Origin of the sequence: Bradyrhizobium cenepequi (genome assembly GCF_020329485.1) — a bacterium.
Lineage (GTDB): Bacteria > Pseudomonadota > Alphaproteobacteria > Rhizobiales > Xanthobacteraceae > Bradyrhizobium > Bradyrhizobium cenepequi.
The window spans coordinates 422,136-441,994 of sequence record NZ_JAGKJI010000001.1 but is presented as its reverse complement, the minus strand read 5'-3'; the positions used below and the strand labels follow the sequence as shown (position 1 = coordinate 441,994).

At 63.3% G+C, this 19,859-nt stretch carries 13 protein-coding genes and 2 riboswitches; of the genes, 6 read left to right on the top strand and 7 right to left on the bottom strand.

The window, feature by feature from the left end; translation table 11 throughout:
* Nucleotides 1-399: 399 nt before the first annotated feature.
* Both J6497_RS02160 and J6497_RS02155 read left to right on the top strand, forming a co-directional pair.
* Nucleotides 400-2,646, top strand: a complete 2,247-nt coding sequence (locus tag J6497_RS02160; RefSeq protein ID WP_225702566.1) for a L,D-transpeptidase family protein — start codon at nt 400-402, stop codon at nt 2,644-2,646.
* Nucleotides 2,647-2,910: 264 nt separating this feature from the next.
* Complete coding sequence (locus J6497_RS02155) at nt 2,911-4,530, top strand: peptidoglycan L,D-endopeptidase MepK (RefSeq protein ID WP_225702565.1); 1,620 nt, start codon at nt 2,911-2,913, stop codon at nt 4,528-4,530.
* A 179-nt stretch (nt 4,531-4,709) separates the two neighbouring features.
* Here the strand turns inward: J6497_RS02155 and J6497_RS02150 are convergent, their stop codons facing one another.
* Entirely contained in the window at nt 4,710-4,979 is a 270-nt protein-coding gene (locus tag J6497_RS02150; protein ID WP_028163653.1) for a DUF2312 domain-containing protein, read from the bottom strand.
* 265 nt (nt 4,980-5,244) lie between these two features.
* Entirely contained in the window at nt 5,245-5,547 is a 303-nt protein-coding gene (locus tag J6497_RS02145; protein WP_225702564.1) for a DUF1244 domain-containing protein, read from the bottom strand.
* Nucleotides 5,548-5,745: 198 nt separating this feature from the next.
* Between J6497_RS02145 and J6497_RS02140 the strand changes: the two genes are divergently transcribed.
* The gene (locus J6497_RS02140) at nt 5,746-6,339 is read left to right on the top strand and encodes a DUF1036 domain-containing protein (protein WP_225702563.1); all 594 of its coding nucleotides are present in this window, start codon (nt 5,746-5,748) and stop codon (nt 6,337-6,339) included.
* Nucleotides 6,336-7,772, top strand: a complete 1,437-nt coding sequence (gene pyk, locus J6497_RS02135; protein WP_225702562.1) for a pyruvate kinase — start codon at nt 6,336-6,338, stop codon at nt 7,770-7,772. The genes J6497_RS02140 and pyk overlap by 4 nt, the downstream gene beginning before the upstream one ends.
* 132 nt (nt 7,773-7,904) lie before the next feature.
* Here the strand turns inward: pyk and J6497_RS02130 are convergent, their stop codons facing one another.
* The 3 genes from J6497_RS02130 to J6497_RS02120 form a co-directional block, all read right to left on the bottom strand.
* Nucleotides 7,905-8,579 carry a TetR/AcrR family transcriptional regulator gene (locus J6497_RS02130; protein ID WP_225702561.1) on the bottom strand — a complete coding sequence of 225 codons (675 nt, stop codon included), beginning with the start codon at nt 8,577-8,579 and terminating at the stop codon, nt 7,905-7,907.
* Between the two features lie 191 nt (nt 8,580-8,770).
* On the bottom strand, nt 8,771-9,898 hold the full coding sequence (locus tag J6497_RS02125; protein WP_225702560.1) for a ribonucleotide-diphosphate reductase subunit beta: 1,128 nt from the start codon (nt 9,896-9,898) through the stop codon (nt 8,771-8,773).
* 24 nt (nt 9,899-9,922) lie between these two features.
* On the bottom strand, nt 9,923-12,799 hold the full coding sequence (locus J6497_RS02120) for a ribonucleoside-diphosphate reductase subunit alpha (protein ID WP_225702559.1): 2,877 nt from the start codon (nt 12,797-12,799) through the stop codon (nt 9,923-9,925).
* Nucleotides 12,800-12,914: 115 nt separating this feature from the next.
* Nucleotides 12,915-13,133, bottom strand: a riboswitch (cobalamin riboswitch).
* A gap of 134 nt (nt 13,134-13,267) precedes the next feature.
* Nucleotides 13,268-13,467, top strand: a riboswitch (cobalamin riboswitch).
* A gap of 107 nt (nt 13,468-13,574) precedes the next feature.
* On the opposite strand from J6497_RS02120, the gene metE reads away from it, so the two are divergent.
* Complete coding sequence (gene metE, locus J6497_RS02115) at nt 13,575-15,905, top strand: 5-methyltetrahydropteroyltriglutamate--homocysteine S-methyltransferase (protein ID WP_225702558.1); 2,331 nt, start codon at nt 13,575-13,577, stop codon at nt 15,903-15,905.
* Nucleotides 15,906-15,955: 50 nt separating this feature from the next.
* Entirely contained in the window at nt 15,956-16,153 is a 198-nt protein-coding gene (locus J6497_RS02110) for a hypothetical protein (protein ID WP_225702557.1), read from the top strand.
* A 254-nt stretch (nt 16,154-16,407) separates the two neighbouring features.
* Here the strand turns inward: J6497_RS02110 and J6497_RS02105 are convergent, their stop codons facing one another.
* Together J6497_RS02105 and ftsH are read right to left on the bottom strand one after the other, a co-directional pair.
* The gene (locus J6497_RS02105; RefSeq protein ID WP_225702556.1) at nt 16,408-17,613 is read right to left on the bottom strand and encodes an ABC transporter substrate-binding protein; all 1,206 of its coding nucleotides are present in this window, start codon (nt 17,611-17,613) and stop codon (nt 16,408-16,410) included.
* Nucleotides 17,614-17,813: 200 nt separating this feature from the next.
* The gene (gene ftsH / locus J6497_RS02100; RefSeq protein ID WP_225702555.1) at nt 17,814-19,736 is read right to left on the bottom strand and encodes an ATP-dependent zinc metalloprotease FtsH; all 1,923 of its coding nucleotides are present in this window, start codon (nt 19,734-19,736) and stop codon (nt 17,814-17,816) included.
* Nucleotides 19,737-19,859 lie beyond the last annotated feature (123 nt).

Below are 19,859 nucleotides of genomic sequence, written 5' to 3'. Positions count from 1 at the left end.
CGCAAGGTGGGCATTGGGTCGTGACGTCACACGAGCGATCCGGAACCTATTGAACCGTGGCTTGGGGGTGACAGACAAACGGGGAGCCGCGTGGCAAGAATCGCGCAAGATCGACTGCAAGTAGTTGTTCGAGGTCAGTTTGTCGTGAGTTGCCCCGCATGGCGCTGGCTGCATGAAGGGGGCGTATGTATCGTCTGCGTTGATTTGTTGCGTGCAGGCGTGCGGAGTTTTGATCGAGTGAGGCCGGCGTTTCCGCGCAAGCTTTATGGCGTGAGCCGGGAAGATCATGCTCAAACAAATCGAGCCTGATGACGGCTTCGACGAAGCGTCATCCTGCTCCAGGACCATGACGTAAGAACTGTTCCAATGCTGGGGCAGTTCGCCCCAGGGGGTGTGACAATGCGTGACTGTTCGAAAGGCCGTACTGGATTCGATCGCGTGCTGATGGCCGTCGCCGCGACGTTCCTGACGGTCTCCGCGACCTCAGCACTGGCGCAGTCGGACGCGCCACGTGCCAGCGCCGCAGAACTCGCGATCGATGCTGCGATCCCACGTCCCGAGCCTGCCAATGTCCCGCCGCCGACTGCGGCCGATATCAAGATGGACACCACCGCTTCGGTGCCGGATGCCACCAAGGACGCCATCAAGCCGAGCGAACCCGACGCAACCACCAGGACGGCCGAGCCCAACGTCGAAGCGAAGCCTGCGGATGTCGTCACGGCGCCCGCCGCCGAGCCGAAGCCAAGCGATGTGGCGAAGGACGCGCCCAAGGATACGCCGACGGAGCCGGTCAAGAACGACACCGCCACGGTGACACCGCCCGCCGCGCCTGCACCTGCGACCGCCACTGCGCCCGCCCCGGCAACCGCCAATGCGCCTGCAGCCGAGCCTGCCAAGGAGCCGGTGAAGGCTGCGAGCAACGTGCCGGCGGAAGACCAGCCGGTTGCCGACAAGCTTCGCGAGACGCTGGCGAGCAAGACGCTGCGCACCTTCGAACGCAAGAACGAGCGTGCCGCGGTTGAGAAGTTCTATTCCGCGCGCGACTATGCGCCGGTGTTCACGCAAGGCGGCAAGCTGACCGCGACCGCCAAGGGCGTGATCGCGCGGCTCAAGGACGCCGCCTCCGATGGCCTCAACCCGGAAGACTATCCGGTGCCGGATTTTGCCGCTGCTGCATCGCCCGACGCACTGGCGGATGCCGAGCTGAAGCTCGCCGTCAGCATGCTGGATTATGCGCGCCAGGCACAGAGCGGCCGGATGCACTGGTCGCAGGTTTCGGCTGACATCCTTTATCCCGAACATCCGATCGATCCGTCGGAGGTGCTCGCCAATGTGACCGGCGCAAAGGATGCCTCCGCCGCGCTCGACAGCTACAACCCGCCGCACAAGCTCTACCGCGAGCTCAAGGCAAAGCTCGCCGAATTGCGCGGCCAGGGTGACGGCCCGGTGATCCAGATCGCCGAAGGGCCGGTGCTGGCCTACAAGAAGGGCACCAAGAAGCAGCCGGCGGTGGCGCCGGACGATCCGCGCGTGCCGCAGCTCCGCGCCAAGCTCGGCGTTAGCGAGAATCCGGACGATACGCGCTACGACGCCAAGGTCGCCGAAGCCGTGCGCAAATTCCAGCGGAGCGTCGAGTTGAAGCCTACCGGCGTGCTCGACGATCGCACCGTGAAGGCGATCAACAGTCCGAAGCGCGACAGGCAGATCGACACCGTCATCGTCAACATGGAGCGCTGGCGCTGGCTGCCGCGCCAGCTTGGCGTGGCGTCCCTCGGCAACGCCTATGTCATCCTCAACATCCCCGACTACACGCTGAGGGTGATGCAGAACGGCGCGCCGGTCTGGACCACACGCGTCGTGACCGGCAAGCCGGGGCAGCACGCCACGCCGCTTCTGACCGAGACGATGAAGTACATCACGGTCAACCCGACATGGAACGTGCCGCCGTCGATCATCTACAATGAATATCTGCCGGCTTTGCAGCAGGATCCCACCGTGCTGCAGCGGATGGGCCTGCGGCTCGAATACGGCCGCGACGGCTCGGTCCACATCTCGCAGCCGCCGGGTGAAGCGAACGCGCTCGGGCGCATCCGCTTCAACTTCCCGAACAAGTTCCTGGTCTATCAGCACGACACGCCCGACAAAAACCTGTTCGCCAGGGAAGAGCGCGCCTTCAGCCATGGCTGCATGCGCGTGCAGAACCCAGACCAATACGCTTCCGTGCTGCTCAACATGACGATGACGAACGAGCACTGGACGCCTGAGCGGGTCCGGAGCATGTATGGATCGAGCGAGATCGACCTGAAATTCCCAACCCCGATCCCGGTCAACATCACCTATCAGACCGCGTTCGTGGACGATGCCGGCAAGCTGCAATTCCGGAAGGACATCTATGGCCGCGATGGCGGCATGCTGGCGCTGTTGAAGAACAACCGCGGCAAGGATCTCGAATCAGTCGTGGCGCATGCGCAGCCGAACTATTCGCGGCCGAGCCGCAACAACCTGCCGCCCGGCGTCAGCATCGCCAGCGAGAACACCAATTCCGGCCTGAATTTCTTCGAGCGGCTATTCGGCGGCGGCCAGCCCGTGCCACCCGCTCCGATTGGGCGCGGACAACCGCAGCCGCGCAGGGTGTTCACCTGGTAATCCACCGTTCCCCAGACACGCCAAATTTTAGAGCAAAATCAACGATCCCGCCCATCCGGCGGGATCAATTACATTAACCATTCTTCATGTAGAGCAGGTGGCGGCACTTTTTCGCCACAGTCAACGGTTTAGGTTAAACCTAACTTGGGAAACGGGATGGTAAATCTCGGTTAACCGTCCCGCTTTAAGAATGCGTTCACCGCCTTTCGCCGGGGTCTGCGAAAGAAAGAAGGTCGAACGCTCGACGACTGGGTGGGCTCATCGGTGCTGGCTGTCCGCGCACGCCACGATAAACTGCTGTCGTTCCCGAAAGCCGGATGTCAGGTCGGGCTGGTATCGCTATTGCTGCTCGCCGGCGCCGGATCGGTTCACGACGCCGCCGCCCTGAACGAGACCCGCACCCTCTCCTTCCACCACACTCATTCGGGCGAAGACCTCACCATCACCTTCAAGCGCAACGGCCGCTACGATGAAGACGCGCTGAAGAAGCTCAACCATCTCCTGCGCGACTGGCGCACCCAGGAAGAGACCACGATGGATCGTCGGCTCTTCGACATCCTCTGGGAAGTCTATCGCGACGTTGACGGCAAGCAGCCGATCAACATCATCTCCTCCTACCGCTCTCCCGCGACTAACGCCATGCTCCGCCGCCGCTCCTCCGGGGTGGCGCGCTACAGCCAGCACATGCTGGGGCATGCAATGGATTTCTTCATTCCCGGCGTGCCGCTCGAGCAGATCCGCTATGCCGGCCTGCGCCTACAGCGTGGCGGTGTCGGTTTCTATCCGACCTCCGGCTCGCCTTTTGTTCACCTCGACACCGGTTCGATCCGCCACTGGCCGCGCATGACGCACGACCAGTTGGCCAGGGTGTTCCCGGATGGTCGCACGGTCCACGTCCCCTCCGACGGCAACCCGTTGAAGGGGTATGAGCTTGCCCGCGCTGACATCGAGCGGCGTGGCAATGGCGATGGCTCCTCGTCTGGCGGCAGCAAGATCGGCGGCTTCCTGACCGCGCTGTTCACGGGCAAGTCGGCTGCCACGACTGACGAGGACGATGAGGGCGCAACGCCCGCCGCCGCCGAGAAGCCGGCGCCCGCGACCGTCCTGGCTTCTGCCAAATCTACCGATTCCAAGTCGACCGACCCTGTGCCGATGCCGCGCGCGAAACCGCAATTCGCCTCGGCCATCCAGCTCGCCGCAGCCGACGCTCAGATCATCCCGTCGCCAAAGCCCAAGCCGGCTGCACCGGCGCCTGCGGAAAAGTCCGAGCCGAAGCCTGAGACGCCTGCAGACATCATCAATGCCCGCGGCTTCTGGGGCGACGATCTACCTGCCGCGAAACAGGCAACGGCTGCGCAGATCGCGGCGCTTAGGGCGCGCGAGGCGGTCGGCGCCGCCGATCCGCAAGCCACCGCCAGCGTGACCGAGAATTTCAACAAGGCGCTCGCCTACGCCCCGGCGGTGAACGCGCCGGTTGAGCGAGGCAACATCGTCGCCGCCTCAGCGCCGGTCCCGCGCAGCGTCCGCCCGACCCGCAATGCCGGCACCGCCGCAACCGAGATCAACACGGTGGTCGCCAAGGGCGCGCAGGGTCAGGGCAGCGTGATTGCGACCTCGAATCGCATCTCCGCTGCCAAGGGCAACGATCTCTGGATGCGGGTTGTGATGCTGGCGCCGAGCGCAAGCAACGCCATGCTGACCACGGTGCTCGGCGATACCGACATGACCTTGATGCGCGCCCATTTCGTCAAGCCGCAGGCCGCCATCAACATGACCTTCTCGAATGATCCGATGATGGGCATGAGCTGCGACACCTTCACCGGCTCCGCCACCGCAACGCTTCCGACGACATTCTTCGTCGTCCGCACCGCCGCTTTGCGCTGAACTTGTTTTCCCCTTCCCCCTGAAAGGGGGAAGGTCGGGATGGGGGTCAAGCCACGGGCGCAGACGCGCGTGTGGAGAGAGCTGATCCCCACCCGGTTTGCGCTCACGCGCAAACCGACCTCCCCTTTTCAAGGGGAGGTGGAGCGTCCATGAAGCGACGTGGTACGCCCGCTACGACCTCAGATCATCCCCAGCGCCTGCATGTAGGTCTCGATGATGGTCTCCTGCTCCTGGCGCTCGTTCGGATCCTGCTTGCGCAGACGCACGATCGTGCGCAGGGCTTTGACGTCGTATCCATTGCCTTTGCTCTCCGCATAGACGTCGCGGATGTCGTCCGAGATCGCCTTCTTCTCTTCTTCCAGCCGCTCGATGCGCTCGATGATGGCCTTGAGCTGGTCCTTTGCGAATCGGGTCGCGGGTTCTTCTTTGACGGCAGCGGAGGTGGCCATCGTGTACTCCTGAAATGGAACTGATGTTGAGGCGTCCTGAGCGGTATGCGCTCCTCACGCATCGCGTGTCGGAAATGACCCTCAAGTTTGGGACGCCTCCCGTCAAGGAAACGTCGCGCTCATCCACAGCGCGCCCACAGGAGATGCTGGCGTATCCGCGTAGTTTCACCGTCATTCCGGGACGTCCGAAGGACGAACCCGGAATCTCGAGATTCCGGGTCTGGTGCTCACGCACCATCCCGCGATGACGGATTACTTCGGACCCTCAATGCCCGGGGTGTGCCTTCTTCATCGTGGCCAGTTGCTCCGGCGTCGCCGTGCCCTGATATTTCGCTTTCCATTCGTCATAGGGCATGCCGTAGACGGCCTCGCGGCTCTCATCCTTGCTGATCGCGACGCCCTTGGCGTCGGCCTCTTCCTTCATCCAGTTGGAGAGGCAATTCCGGCAGAATCCGGCAAGGTTCATCAGGTCGATATTCTGGACGTCGGTGCGGTTCTGCAGATGCTGCACCAGGCGCCGGAAAACGGCGGCTTCCAGCTCGGTTCTGGTCTTGTCGTCAATCGTCATGGCCGTCATCCCGGTTTGTCATTTCCCAGCATATTGATATCAGGTGGGCTTCGTCACAGATTTTGCCATATCGCTGCGCAAAACAGGATGAAATCGGGTGGGATCGGCGGTTTCCGATGGCAGAACTCCGCCTGCCTTCCGTTGACAGGCGCCGCCGGGCCACGCGAAATCGTCAATGATTCGGTGTAGCTTCGCCCCATGATCGTACTGGATTCCCTTCCCCTCCCCCCTCGCCTGCTTGCCGGTCTTCTTCCCGTGCTGGCGCTTGCGGCGGCGTGCCTGTGGGCCAGCCCGGCAGCGGCGGATTTCCGGCTCTGTAACAACACCGCCAGCCGGGTCGGCATTGCGCTCGGCTACAAGGATGCCGAGGGCTGGACCACCGAGGGCTGGTGGAACATCTCCTCGCGCTCCTGTGAGACCCTGCTGCGGGGCAACCTGGTCGCCCGCTATTACTACATTTATGCGCTCGATTACGACCGCGGCGGCGAATGGTCGGGCCAGGCCTTCATGTGCTCGCGCGACAAGGAGTTCACCATCCGCGGCACCGAGAATTGCCTGGCGCGCGGCTATGACCGCACAGGCTTCTTCGAGGTTGACACTGGTGAGCAGCGCGCCTGGACCGTGCAACTCACCGAAGCCAACGAACAGCCGGCACAAAACGTACCGGGAATGCCGGGGGGAGTCGCTCCGGGCGGCCCGGGCGCCATGCCAGGCCTGACCAATCCGCCGGGCGGAACGCCTCCGGGCGCGTCTGGTTTGCCACCAGCCGCACCACCCGGAAGCAAGCAATGAGACGACTGCGTCGAATCAAGATTCTCGCGACCCTGGGTCCCGCCTCCTCTGACAGCGCAATGATCCGCAAGCTGTTCGAGGCCGGCGCCGACCTTTTTCGCATCAACATGAGCCACACCCCGCATGACAAGATGCGGGACCTCGTCAAGACCATCCGCAATGTCGAGTCCAGCTACGGCCGGCCGATCGGCATCCTGGTCGACTTGCAGGGCCCCAAGCTCCGGCTCGGCGCCTTTGCCGAAGGATCAGTGCAGCTCAACAACGGCCAGAGCTTCGTGCTCGATTCCGACAAGACGCCGGGCGACAGCACCCGCGTCCAGCTTCCGCATCCTGAAATCCTGGCGGCGCTGCGGCCAGGTCACTCGCTGCTCCTTGACGACGGCAAGGTGCGGCTGATCGCGGAAGAGACCTCGCCCGACCACGCGGTGACGCGCGTGGTGATCGGCGGCAAGATGTCGGACCGCAAGGGCGTCAGCCTGCCCGACACCGACCTGCCGGTCTCGGCGATGACGCCGAAGGACCGCGCCGATCTCGAGGCCGCGCTGACGACGGGTATCGACTGGATCGCACTATCTTTCGTGCAGCGCGCCGAGGATGTCCACGAGGCCAAGAAGATGATCCGTGGCCGCGCCGCAGTGATGGCCAAGATCGAGAAGCCGCAGGCGATCGACCGGCTGGCCGACATCATCGAGGCGTCCGATGCGCTGATGGTCGCGCGCGGGGATCTCGGCGTCGAGCTGCCGCTGGAGCGCGTGCCAAGCCTGCAGAAGCAGATGACGCGGATGGCGCGCCGCGCCGGGAAGCCGGTGGTGGTGGCAACCCAGATGCTGGAATCGATGATCCAGGCGCCGGTGCCGACGCGCGCCGAGGTCTCCGACGTCGCGACCGCCGTCTATGAAGGCGCGGACGCGATCATGCTTTCGGCGGAATCCGCCGCCGGCAAATATCCGGTGGAAGCGGTCACCACCATGAACCGCATCGGCGAGGAGGTGGAGCGCGACCCGACCTATCGCGGCGTGCTCACTGCGCAGCGCGCCGAGCCGGAGCCGACGGTTGGCGATGCCATTGCGGATGCCGCGCGCCAGATCGCCGAGACGCTCGACCTCTCGGCAATCATCTGCTGGACCTCGTCGGGCTCGACCGCGATCCGCGTCGCGCGCGAACGGCCCAAGGTACCGGTCGTTGCGATCACCCCGAATCTGGCGACGGGCCGCAAACTCTCGGTCGTGTGGGGCGTGCACTGCGTCGTTGCCGAGGACGCGCGCGACCAGGACGACATGGTCGACCGCGCCAACTCCATAGCATTCAGGGATGGCTTTGCCCGCGCCGGCCAGCGCGTGATCATCGTCGCCGGCGTCCCGCTCGGCATCCCCGGCACCACCAACATGGTCCGCATCGCTTCCGTCGCCTCGCAAAGCGACGCGGAGAAGTGAGCGAAAGCGACGTCTCCTCGACGTCATTACGGGGTCCGGGTGGGCAAAGCGAAGCGTGCCCACCATCTCTTGACGTTCTCGCGAATGGTGGGCACGCTTCGCTCTGCCCACTCCTACTCATCGCGCCGCCGCCTATGCCCCCACCAAAGCCTTCGCGGGCGTAGTGGCCTGCACCACGAGGCCGCGAGCGCGGGCGTCCATGACGCCGACGGCGCGCAGCGCGAGCAGCGTCACTGTTTGCACCGCATCGCGCAGCTTGACGGGATCGTCGAGATTGTCGGGTGCGAGCGGGCCGACCAGCGACTCATGCAACGCGCCGAGCAGCGCAGTGGCGGCGAGCGCAGTATCTTGCGCCGGCAGGTGACCGGCGCGCACCGCGGCATCGATTCGGGTGGCGATCTCGCCAGCGATCTCGCGCCGGCTGGCAAGCCGCGAGGCGGTAACGTCGACGTCGACAGGTTCGGCCAGAATCCCCCAGGCGAGCTTGCGCTGCGACAACACATGGACGGCGACGGTGGTGACCGCGGCGGCCAGCGCCGAAGATGGTCCCGGCGCGGCATCGGCCGCCCGGCGGATCGCGGCGAGCTCGTCGCGCGAGACCTCGGCGATCAGCTCGGAGATCAGATCGGCCTTTGACGGGAAGTAGCGGTAGACGGTCCCGGCCGCGACATGGGCGCGGACCGCAACCGGGGCGATCTGGACCGCCGCCATGCCGCCATCCGCCGCCGCCTCCCGCGCCGCCGCCAGAATGGCGCTGCGCCGGGCGGCCAGCCGTTTCACCACTTGATGGGTTCGCCGATAGACCATGGCACGGTTCCGTCCCCAGGCCCTCGCCGGCTCGCGATCGGCCGAACGAGACTTCACTGCTTTTGGGCGATCGAGCGCGGATCGCTGCAAAAGCTGAACACCTATTCATGGCGTCTGGCAAGACGGATTTGCGACCACTGGAATGCACAAAAGGAAGGGGTCCCGGCAGCGGCTGCCTCTCGGGCCGTTGGTTACTCCCAGCTTAACGCGCCGCCGTTCTGGTATTCAATGACGCGGGTCTCGAAGAAATTCTTCTCTTTCTTCAAGTCCATCGCCTCCGACATCCAGGGGAAAGGATTGTCGGCCTCATCGAATACCGGCGCGAGCCCAAGCTGGGCAGAGCGGCGATCGGCGATGAAGTGCATGTAGGTTTCGCAAAGTGCCGCGTTCAGTCCGAGAAAGCCGCGCGGCATGGTGTCCCGCCCGTAGGCTGCTTCGAGCTCGGCCGCCGTCCGTACCATTTCGCGAATCTCCTCCTGGAACGACCTCGTCCAAAGGTGCGGATTCTCGATTCGGATCTGGTTGATAACGTCGATGCCGAAGTTCAGGTGAATAGATTCATCGCGCAGGATATACTGATATTGCTCCGCAATCCCGATCATCTTGTTGCGCCGGCCGAGGGAGAGGATCTGCGCAAAGCCGGTATAGAACCACATGCCTTCGAAGATGACATAGAAGGCGACGAGGTCGCGCAGGAACGCCTGGTCGGCTTCCGGCGTCCCGGTCCTGAAATCGGGATCGTCGAGATGTTGGGTGTGCTTCAATGCCCATGCCGCCTTGCCTGATATCGAAGGCACCTCGCGGTACATGTTGAACAGTTCGCCCTCATCGAGCCCCAAGCTCTCGACGATGTACTGGAAGGTGTGGGTGTGGACGGCCTCCTCGAATGCCTGCCGCAACAGATATTGCCGGCATTCCGGATTGGTCAGATGGCGGTAGATCGCCAGCACGATGTTGTTGGCGACGAGGCTTTCGGAAGCCGCGAAGAAGCCGAGATTGCGCTTGATCGCGCGTCGCTCGTCCTCGGTCAGACCGTCGCGCGATTTCCACAGCGCGATATCGGCCTGCATCGAGACCTCCGTCGGCATCCAGTGATTGTTGCAAGCGGCGAGATATTTCTCCCAGGCCCATTTGTATTTCAGCGGCAGCAATTGATTGAGGTCGGCGCGGCAGTTGATCATTCGCTTGTCGTCGACCGAGACACGGCCGCCATGGCGATCGATGGCACCGAGGCCAGTCTGGTTGCTGGCTGCGGCGATGTTCGTGACGGGAACGGCCGCGTGGCGCGCGGGCGTGGCGGGGTCTGACCAGTCGAGCATGGCGTTACTCCTTATTTCCGCCGCTCACTGGCAGGCTTCGCATTCGGGATTGTCGATCGAGCAGGCGATGGCGCCGGACAAATCCGGTGCGATGGCCATCGCGGGGGCTACCGTGACGGCGTTGAGCCTGCCGTCGGTGCCCTTCAGCGTCGACTTCTCGACATGGGTGGCGCTGCGCGAGCGCAGGTAATAGGTCGTCTTCAGGCCGCGCTGCCAGGCAAGACGATACAGCGTATCCAGCTTCTTGCCGGAGGGATTGGCGATATAGAGGTTGAGCGACTGCGACTGGTCGATCCATTTCTGCCGCCGTGCCGCCGCCTCGATCAGCCAGGCGCTGTCGATCTCGAACGCGGTCGCATACAGCGCCTTGAAATCATCGGGGATACGGTCGATCGCGCCTAAGCTGCCGTCGAAATATTTGAGGTCGCTGACCATCACCTCGTCCCACAATCCGCGCGCCTTGAGGTCGTGGACCAGGAAAGCGTTCACGACGGTGAAGTCGCCGGACATGTTGGATTTGACATAGAGGTTCTGGTAGGCGGGCTCGATCGACTGCGCCACGCCGCAGATGTTGGAGATGGTTGCCGTCGGCGCGATCGCCATCACGTTGGAATTGCGCATGCCGATCGTCTTGACGCGCTCGCGCAAGTCGTCCCAGTCCAGCGTCCGCGAGCGGTCCATCTCGACTTCACCGCGCGCTTCTGCGAGCAGTTCGATCGAATCGATCGGCAGGATGCCCCGGCTCCACAGCGATCCCTCAAACGACGGATAACGCCCGCGCTCGGCGGCGAGATCGACGGACGCCGAGATCGCGTGATAGGCGATCGCCTCCATGCTGGTGTCGGCGAAGGTAATGGCTGCGTCCGAAGCAAGCGGGATCCGCAGCACATGCAGCGCATCCTGGAATCCCATCAGCCCGAGGCCGACCGGGCGGTGCCGCAGGTTGGAGCGTCGCGCCTCGGGGATGGTGTAGAAATTGATGTCGATGACATTGTCGAGCATCCGCATCGCGGTCGCGATCGTCCGCTGCAGCCTGACAGTGTCGAGCCCGCGGTCGCCGACGTGGTTGAGCAGGTTGACCGAGCCGAGATTGCAGACTGCGGTCTCCTCATCCGACGTGTTGAGCGTGATCTCGGTGCAGAGATTCGACGAGTGGATCACGCCGACATGGCGCTGCGGCGAACGCAGGTTGCAGGGATCCTTGAAGGTGATCCAGGGGTGCCCGGTCTCGAACAGCATGGTCAGCATCTTCCGCCAGAGATCGACCGCGCGGATCTTCTTGGACACGCGCATCTCACCCCGCGCGGCCTTGTCTTCGTAGGACGCGTAACGTTCGGCGAAAGCCTTTCCGTAGAGATCGTGCAGATCCGGCGTTTCGTCCGGCGAAAACAGCGTCCAGTCGCCGTCAGCCTCGACGCGCTGCATGAAGAGGTCGGGCACCCAGTTTGCCGTGTTCATGTCATGGGTGCGGCGACGGTCGTCGCCGGTATTCTTGCGCAGGTCCAGGAACTCCTCGACATCGATGTGCCAGGTCTCGAGATAGGCGCAGACGGCACCCTTACGTTTTCCGCCCTGGTTGACCGCGATTGCGGTGTCGTTGGCCACTTTCAAGAATGGCACCACGCCCTGGCTCTCGCCATTGGTCCCCTTGATATGCGCGCCAAGTCCGCGCACCCGTGTCCAGTCATTGCCGAGGCCGCCGGAATATTTGGCGAGCAGCGCGTTGTCCTTGATCGACTTGAAGATGCCGTCGAGATCGTCGGGAACGGTGGTGAGGAAGCAGGATGACAGTTGCGGCCGCAGCGTGCCGGAATTGAACAGCGTCGGCGTCGACGCCATGAAGTCGAAGGACGACAAGAGATTATAGAAGTCGATCGCGCGCGCCTCGCGATCGATCTCGCGCAATGCCAGCCCCATGGCGACGCGCATGAAAAAAGCTTGCGGCAATTCGATCCGGTTGCCGCGGGCATGCAGGAAATAGCGATCATAGAGCGTCTGCAGCCCTAAGAACTGGAACGCGAGATCGCGCTCCGGCTTCAGCGCCGCGGCGAGCTTGTTCAGGTCGAAGCGACCGAGCTCGGGATCGAGCAATTCGGTCCTGATTCCGGCCTTGATATAGTTAGGGAAGTATTCGCCATAGAGCACAGCCATGTCCGCCTGCGACGCGGTTGTTGGCGTATCAAGCACGAAGGACAGCACTTCGGTGCGGAGCTTGTCGAGCAAGAGGCGCGCGCTGACATAGGCGTAGTTCGGCTCCTGCTCGACCAGCGTGCGCGCCGCCATCACGCTGGCGAGCGCAAGTTCGTCCTGGCTGATGCCGTCATAGAGATTGCGCTGGATTTCCGCGATCACCGGCGCGGCCTCGACACCGTCGAGCCCGGTGCAGGCTTCGCCCACGATCATCGCCAGCCTGGCATGGTCGAGCGGCACCTCGCTGCCGTCCGCGAGCGTCACGTGGATGATTGGCCCGCTCGGTGCGCCCTCGGATTTCGCCGCTTGCTGCTCGGCGCGCTGCCGCGCACGCTCCTCGCGATAGAGCACGTAGGCGCGCGCGACCTTATGATGGCCGCTGCGCATCAGCGCCAGTTCGACCTGGTCCTGGATGTCTTCGATATGAAAGGTGCGGCCCTCGCTCATCCGGCGCGACAGCGCGCCGATCACCTCGGCCGTCAGCGCTTCGACCGCTTCGTGAACGCGGCGGGATGCGGCCGCGGTATGTCCCTCGACCGCGAGGAAAGCCTTGGTCATCGCCACCGAGATCTTGCCGGCATCGAATTGCGAGACGGTGCCATTGCGGCGGATCACCTGCATCGGCAACCGCGCTTCCGACGCTGCAAGTGATTCGGGTCGCGGGTGAATGAGCGGCGCGACTGTTGCTTCGCGATCGAGAGAGAGTGACATCGTGCAGACCCCGTGAGTTGCTGGGGCCGGATGCCAGAAAGCGACGCTGCGTGATGATGCCGGCGGCGGACCGGCATGAGCCTGCAAGCGACCGCCGGGACACCCCGCCCGTGGACGTTATTTTGCTGTCACGGCAGGTCTCCTGGCTCGCAGGTCGGCGTCACCCCCCGTCTTCCCGATGCGAAGCCGCATCAGTGACGTCTAAAATCGGGAGCAACTCACTGCTTACAGTTGCGGGGGCAGCGCCGGATTCTCGCGAGCGATGCGCGATCACCGGCTTCCCTCTTAGCCACCATTCCTTGCGTCATGGCGGACCGTAACAGCTACATCTGGTGCGATTTGGACAATGGTGTCAATGGGACGCCTGGGCCAAGCGCAAGAATTTTTGCGCTCCCATCGTTGACGCTGTGAACAACCGGCTCCATGCGCACGTGATGTCAGCCGAGTTGACGTTCGCGCGATCTTGCCGGTAAGTGAACGCGTCGTGGTTCTTCGGAGAGATCTTTCCGAAGCTAAGAGGGAAGCCGGTGCAAAGCCGGAGCTGCCCCCGCAACTGTAAGCGGCGAGCCGCGGTCCACAACTGCCACTGAAGCCGGCAAGGCTTCGGGAAGGCCGGACCCGAGCGGAGACCCGCGAGCCAGGAGACCTGCCTCGGCAACATACACGTCCTCGGGCGGGGTGTCCCGGTGGTGCGTTGCGATTCCTTGCGCGCGTCACGCTAGGGAATCCAGACGTGTCACTACGGCCTTTGCCCCCAACACATGGGGTTAAGCCAATGTCTCCCACTTCACTTGCTGTTGCATCCCTCGGCACGCCGCGGATCGGTCCGCGCCGTGAAATGAAATTCGCGCTGGAACGCTTCTGGTCCGGTGCATCGGACGAGAAGACTCTGATCGAAACTGGTGTCGGGCTGCGTGCGGCCAACTGGGCGCGGCAGAAGAAGCTCGGCATCACTGTGATCCCATCGAACGACTTTTCGTTCTACGACCAGGTGCTCGACACCTGCGCGATGGTCGGCGCGATCCCGGAAACCTATGGCTGGACCGGCGGCGCGGTGCCGCTTGCGACCTATTTCGCAATGGCACGCGGCGCCCAAGGCAGCACGCATGACGGGGCCTGCGGACACGCCTATCACGCGCACGGCGTGGCGGCGCTCGAAATGACGAAATGGTTCGACACTAACTATCACTACATAGTGCCGGAGCTTCGCAAGAACCAGTATTTTGCGCTCGCCTCGCGCAAGCCGATCGAAGAGTATGAGGAGGCGAAGGCGCTAGGTTATCAGACGCGCCCCGTGCTGATCGGCCCGATCACATTCTTAAAACTGGCCAAGTCCAAGGACGCGCATTTCGACACGCTGTCGCTGCTCGACAGGCTCTTGCCGGTCTACATCGAAGTCTTGCGCGAACTTGCTGCCCGCGGTGCGGAATGGGTGCAGATCGACGAGCCCTGTCTCGTGCTTGATCTGGACGCCGCCGCGCAGCAAGCCTTGCGGCGCGCCTATTCCGAAATCGCCAAAGCGGCGCCGAATATCAGGATCATGCTGGCAACCTATTTCGGTGGGCTCGGCGGCAATCGGGCGGTCGCGTTTGATCTTCCGGTCGCCGGCCTGCATCTCGATCTCGCGCGCGCGCCTGAACAGTTCGGCGATCTCATGGACGTTCCGAAAGAGCGCGTGCTGTCACTCGGCGTGATCGACGGCCGCAACATCTGGCGCGCCGATTTGAGCCGGATCCTCGACCGGATCGAGCCTGTGGTGGCAAAGCTCGGCAAGGAGCGCGTCCAGATCGCGCCATCGTGCTCGCTGCTTCATGTGCCAATCGATCTCGCGCTGGAGACCAGGCTCGATCCCGAAGTGAAAACCTGGCTTTCATTCTCAGTGCAGAAGCTCGAAGAGCTTGCCGCGCTGGGGACGGCGCTTGGAAGCGGCCGCGACCATGCGTCCGAAGCTATCCGCGCATCCGATGCGGCCGCGGCTGCGCGCAAGATCTCGCCTCGGATTCACAACCCGGCTGTCGCGCAGCGTCTCGCCGTCATCGATGATGGCATGCGCCATCGTGCCAGCCCGTTCGCCGACCGCGCCGGGGTGCAGCACGAGCGATTCAACCTGCCGCGCTTCCCGACCACGACCATCGGCTCCTTTCCGCAGACCACCGACGTCAGGAACGCGCGCGCCGCTCATGCCAAGGGCGCACTCAGCGACACGGCATACAAGAGCTATCTCCAAGATCAGACGGCGCACGTGGTGCGCTGGCAGGAGAATATCGGGCTCGACGTCCTGGTGCATGGCGAGTTCGAGCGCAACGACATGGTGCAGTATTTTGGCGAGCAGCTTTCCGGCTTCGCCTTCACCGAACTTGGCTGGGTGCAATCCTACGGCTCGCGCTGCGTCAGGCCGCCGATCCTTTACGGCGACGTCTCACGACCGCACCCGATGACGGTCGAATGGTGGCAGTTCGCCCAATCGCTGACGACGAAGCCAGTGAAGGCGATGTTGACGGGTCCTGTGACCATCCTGAACTGGTCGTTTGTCCGCGACGACCTGCCTCGCAGCGAGGTGTGCCGGCAGATCGCGCTGGCGATCCGCGATGAGGTGCTCGATCTCGAGGCGGCGGGCGCCGGCATGATCCAGATCGACGAGGCAGCGCTGCGGGAAGGCCTGCCGCTGCGCAGGTCGGAATGGAGTACCTATCTCGATTGGGCGGTCGACAGTTTTCGCATCTGCTGCTCCGGCGTGCGCGACGAGACCCAGATCCATACCCATATGTGCTATTCCGAGTTCAATGACATCATCGACGCCATCGCGACGATGGACGCCGACGTCATCTCGATCGAGACCTCGCGGTCGAAAATGGAATTGCTCGACGCGTTCAGGAATTGCCGCTACCCGAACGAAATCGGTCCCGGCGTCTACGACATCCACTCGCCGCGCGTGCCCGAGGTCGGCGAGATCACCGATCTCCTCAAGCTCGCAAGGCAGCGGCTCTCCGACACTCAGCTCTGGATTAATCCGGACTGCGGACTAAAGACCCGCAAGTGGGAGGAGGTGCGCCCGGCGCTCGCCAATATGGTCGCCGCCGCGCGCGAATTGCGGTCGCGTGCCTAGATAGTGAGGTCCCGTCTCGTATTCTGCGGCGGTTCAAGAAGGAGAATCCCATGCGCTTCTGGATTCAATGCACGAGGTTCGCGACGGAGCAGCCCGTCCACATCAACATCGCGCTCGTCGGCAGCATGTGGCGCGACGGCGAGCGCACCGTGCTTGCCTTCGTCGGCGGCGACGGCGACAGGATCGATGTGATCGAGACGCCGGAGCACATTCTGGCCGTGCATCTCGGTGCGCCCGGGACTGCATGACGATATTCAGTCGGTCAACTACTCATTGCGAGCGGTAGCGAAGTAATCCATTTCGCCGCTTGCGGAGGCATGGATTGCTTCGTCGCTTGCGCTCCTCGCAATGACGGTGTGGTCCTGGCGAAAGCCAGGACCATAACCACCGGAGCCCGTTGTGGGGCGAGCAAGTCGACCTAGCTTTGCACACCACGAGCACCTGTGGTTATGGGTCCCGGGTCAAGCCCGAGACGACGGCGCCATCGCCAAGGGTCATCCAGTCAATTCCCCGTCTGCAATTCGCCAAACCGCTCCCAGCTCTTGCCGTTGAAGCGCATGAACTGCATCTGATCGACCGGGACGTGGTCCGTCGGGGAGGTGTTGATCTTGATGCCAGGCAGCAGCATCGGCAATTGCAGGTCCCTGACCGAGAACGCTTGCCGCAGAATGTTCTCGGTCGAGAGGTCGTCGCCGCAGGCTTTCAGCACCGCTTCGAGCGCCATCGCGCTGTTGTAGGCGTTGACGTAATTGGTGTCGTGCTGATCGGCCTCCGGAACATATTTGCTCATGAACTCACGCCAGGCTTTCACGCCGGCATCGTCTTTCCAGGCGGGATCATCAGGGTCTTTCACATAGGCAGTCGAAAGGATGCCGGTGCCGGCCTCGACGCCCGCAGGCTCCATCACGGTCGAGATCCACACCGCCACGTTGGACAGGAAGGTCATCGGCCGCCAGCCGATCTCATATGACTTGCGGATCGCTTGTGCGGCGAATTTCGGCGTGGCCGCGATCACGAACACGTCCGCGCCGGAAGCCTTTAGTTTGACGATCTGCGAGTCGATGGTCGGGTCTGATATCTCGTAGGTCGCACTGGTTACGGCGGCATCATATTTCTCACCAAGCACGTCCTTTAGTCCCGCGAGATAGTCGCGGCCGAAGTCGTCGTTCTGCGAGATGACAGCGAATTTGGCGTTCTGGTTCTTTGCCAACGCATGGCGTGCATAGAGACGCGCCTCATACCGGAACGGCGCCTGCACACCCATCGTCGCCTGCGGATACTGCCCGATATCAGCGAATTTCGAAGCGCCCGATGCCAGAAAGAGTTGCGGGATGTTCTTGCTCTGCAGGTACTTTGCAATGGCGGTATTGTGCGCGGTGCCGATCGAGGAAAAGATCAGCGCGACTTCGTCGCTCTCGACCAGCCGCCGCGTCTGCTCGACCGTCTTTGGTGGCTGATAGCTGTCATCGAGCGAGATCAGGCTGACCTTGCGTCCGTTGATGCCGCCACGCTCGTTGAGCATTTTGAAATAGCCGACCTCGCCTTTGCCCAGCGCCCCGAATGCCGACACCGGACCGCTGTAAGGCATGGTTTGGCCGATCCGGATTTCGGCCGCGGTGACGCCGCGCATGTCGGCGGCCATGGAAGCGGTGGGCAATAGCAGGAAAGAAACGGCACCAAGCGCGCCGAACGCCTTCGCCCAATGCATTGGCTACCCTCCCCCTATTTCTGCCGCGCTTCTGAAGGCGCGGACTTGCCGCATCCGGCTGCCGGAAGGATGCCATGGCATCTGACAGACGCCAATCATATTCTCGATCGGTCGAGAGCAGCGAACAGATCGCTCGCGAGCACTCAAAAACAAAGCCCGGCTCGACGGCCGGGCTTTGAGAACTTTTCTGTGAGAAGCGCTTACGCCTGAGGCTGCGGCTCCAGGCCGGGATCCGGATCGGGACGCGGGCGCGACTTGCCGGCGGGCGGTACGGCGGAAGCGCGCGGTGTGGTCGGCTCGAGCACGGACTCGCGGTTCGGTTTCTTGCCCTTGAGCAAGTCCTGGATTTCCTCGCCCGTCAGCGTCTCGAATTCGAGCAGTCCTCTGGCGAGCATCTCGAGATCGGCGCGCCTCTCGGTGAGGATACGCGTTGCCTCATGATACCCCTCTTCGACCAAGCGCTTGATCTCGGAGTCGATCTTCTGGACGGTCGCCTCCGAGGCGTTCTGGGTGCGCGACACTGACATGCCCAGGAATACCTCGTCCTGGTTCTCACCATAGGAGACGGTGCCAAGCTCCTCCGACAGGCCCCAGCGCGTAACCATCATGCGCGCGAGCCTGGTGGCCTGCTCGATATCGGAGGCGGCACCCGAGGTGACCTTGTCGCGGCCAAACACCAATTCTTCCGCGACGCGGCCGCCCATCATGATGGCAAGACGCGAGGTCATCTGCTCCAGCGACATCGACAGCTTGTCGCGCTCCGGCAACTGCATCACCATGCCGAGCGCACGACCGCGCGGGATGATGGTCGCCTTATGGATCGGGTCGGTGGCGACGACGTTGAGACCGACGATCGCATGGCCGCCTTCGTGGTAAGCGGTCAGGAGCTTCTCTTCCTCGGTCATAACGAGCGACTTGCGCTCGGCACCCATCATCACCTTATCCTTGGCCTCTTCGAACTCAGCCTGCGTCACCATCCGCTTGTTGCGGCGGGCGGCGGTCAGTGCGGCCTCGTTGACGAGGTTCATCAGGTCGGCGCCGGAGAAGCCCGGCGTGCCGCGCGCGATGGTCTTCAGGTTGATATCGGGCGCCAGCGGCACCTTGCGGACGTGCACCTTCAGGATCTGCTCGCGGCCGACAACGTCCGGATTCGGCACCACGACCTGACGGTCGAAGCGGCCGGGACGCAGCAGCGCGGGATCGAGCACGTCCGGCCGGTTGGTCGCGGCAATCAGGATCACGCCCTCATTGGCCTCGAAGCCGTCCATCTCGACCAGCAACTGGTTGAGCGTCTGCTCGCGCTCGTCATTGCCGCCGCCGAGACCAGCGCCACGATGACGGCCGACCGCGTCAATTTCGTCGATGAAGATGATGCAAGGCGCATTCTTCTTCGCCTGCTCGAACATGTCGCGCACGCGCGATGCACCGACGCCGACGAACATCTCGACGAAATCAGAACCGGAAATGGTGAAGAAGGGCACGTTGGCTTCGCCTGCGACCGCACGGGCGATCAGCGTCTTACCGGTGCCGGGAGGCCCGACCAGCAACACGCCGCGCGGAATGCGTCCGCCCAGGCGCTGGAATTTGCCGGGGTCGCGCAGGAATTCGACGATCTCCTGAAGGTCTTGCTTGGCCTCATCGACGCCGGCAACGTCCTCAAACGTCACCCGGCCGTGCGCCTCGGTCAGCATCTTGGCGCGCGACTTGCCAAAGCCCATCGCCTTGCCGGCGCCGCCCTGCATCTGACGCGACAGGAAGATCCACACGCCGATCAGCGCAATGAATGGCAGCCAGGAGACCAGGAGCGAGACGAACCACGGTACGTTGTCGCCCGGCGGCTTCGCGGTGATCTGGACCTTGCCGTCGTAGAGGCGCTTCACCAGCGTCGGGTCGTTCGGCGCGTAGGTCTGGAAGCTCGAGCCGTTGGTGAAGGTGCCATGGATTTCCGGCCCCTGGATCACGACGTCACGGACATGGCCCTGATCGACTTCGCTCAGGAGCTGCGAGAACGAGATGTCCTGCGAGGACGCGCGCTGACCCGGGTTCTGGAAGAGCGTAAACAACGCCAGCAGCAGCAAGACGATAATAACCCAGAGGGCGAAATTCCGCAGATTGGCGTTCATTGATCTTCCTTCGTGGTCGCGCGGATCGCGGCCTCAAAACTATCCTCGTGCGGCCTCAGGCAGGCACTTCAGGCAACCCCTGGGAATCCCCCCTTAGCGACTGCATACAATTTAGGTGCCACG

Coding starts and splice junctions, on each gene's coding strand:
- J6497_RS02160 (WP_225702566.1), top strand. CDS start 400: ATGCGTGACTGTTCGAAAGGCCGTACTGGATTCGATCGCGTGCTGATG.
- J6497_RS02150 (WP_028163653.1), bottom strand. CDS start 4,979: ATGGCCACCTCCGCTGCCGTCAAAGAAGAACCCGCGACCCGATTCGCA.
- J6497_RS02145 (WP_225702564.1), bottom strand. CDS start 5,547: ATGACGATTGACGACAAGACCAGAACCGAGCTGGAAGCCGCCGTTTTC.
- J6497_RS02140 (WP_225702563.1), top strand. CDS start 5,746: ATGATCGTACTGGATTCCCTTCCCCTCCCCCCTCGCCTGCTTGCCGGT.
- pyk (WP_225702562.1), top strand. CDS start 6,336: ATGAGACGACTGCGTCGAATCAAGATTCTCGCGACCCTGGGTCCCGCC.
- J6497_RS02130 (WP_225702561.1), bottom strand. CDS start 8,579: ATGGTCTATCGGCGAACCCATCAAGTGGTGAAACGGCTGGCCGCCCGG.
- J6497_RS02125 (WP_225702560.1), bottom strand. CDS start 9,898: ATGCTCGACTGGTCAGACCCCGCCACGCCCGCGCGCCACGCGGCCGTT.
- J6497_RS02120 (WP_225702559.1), bottom strand. CDS start 12,799: ATGTCACTCTCTCTCGATCGCGAAGCAACAGTCGCGCCGCTCATTCAC.
- metE (WP_225702558.1), top strand. CDS start 13,575: ATGTCTCCCACTTCACTTGCTGTTGCATCCCTCGGCACGCCGCGGATC.
- J6497_RS02110 (WP_225702557.1), top strand. CDS start 15,956: ATGCGCTTCTGGATTCAATGCACGAGGTTCGCGACGGAGCAGCCCGTC.
- J6497_RS02105 (WP_225702556.1), bottom strand. CDS start 17,613: ATGCATTGGGCGAAGGCGTTCGGCGCGCTTGGTGCCGTTTCTTTCCTG.
- ftsH (WP_225702555.1), bottom strand. CDS start 19,736: ATGAACGCCAATCTGCGGAATTTCGCCCTCTGGGTTATTATCGTCTTG.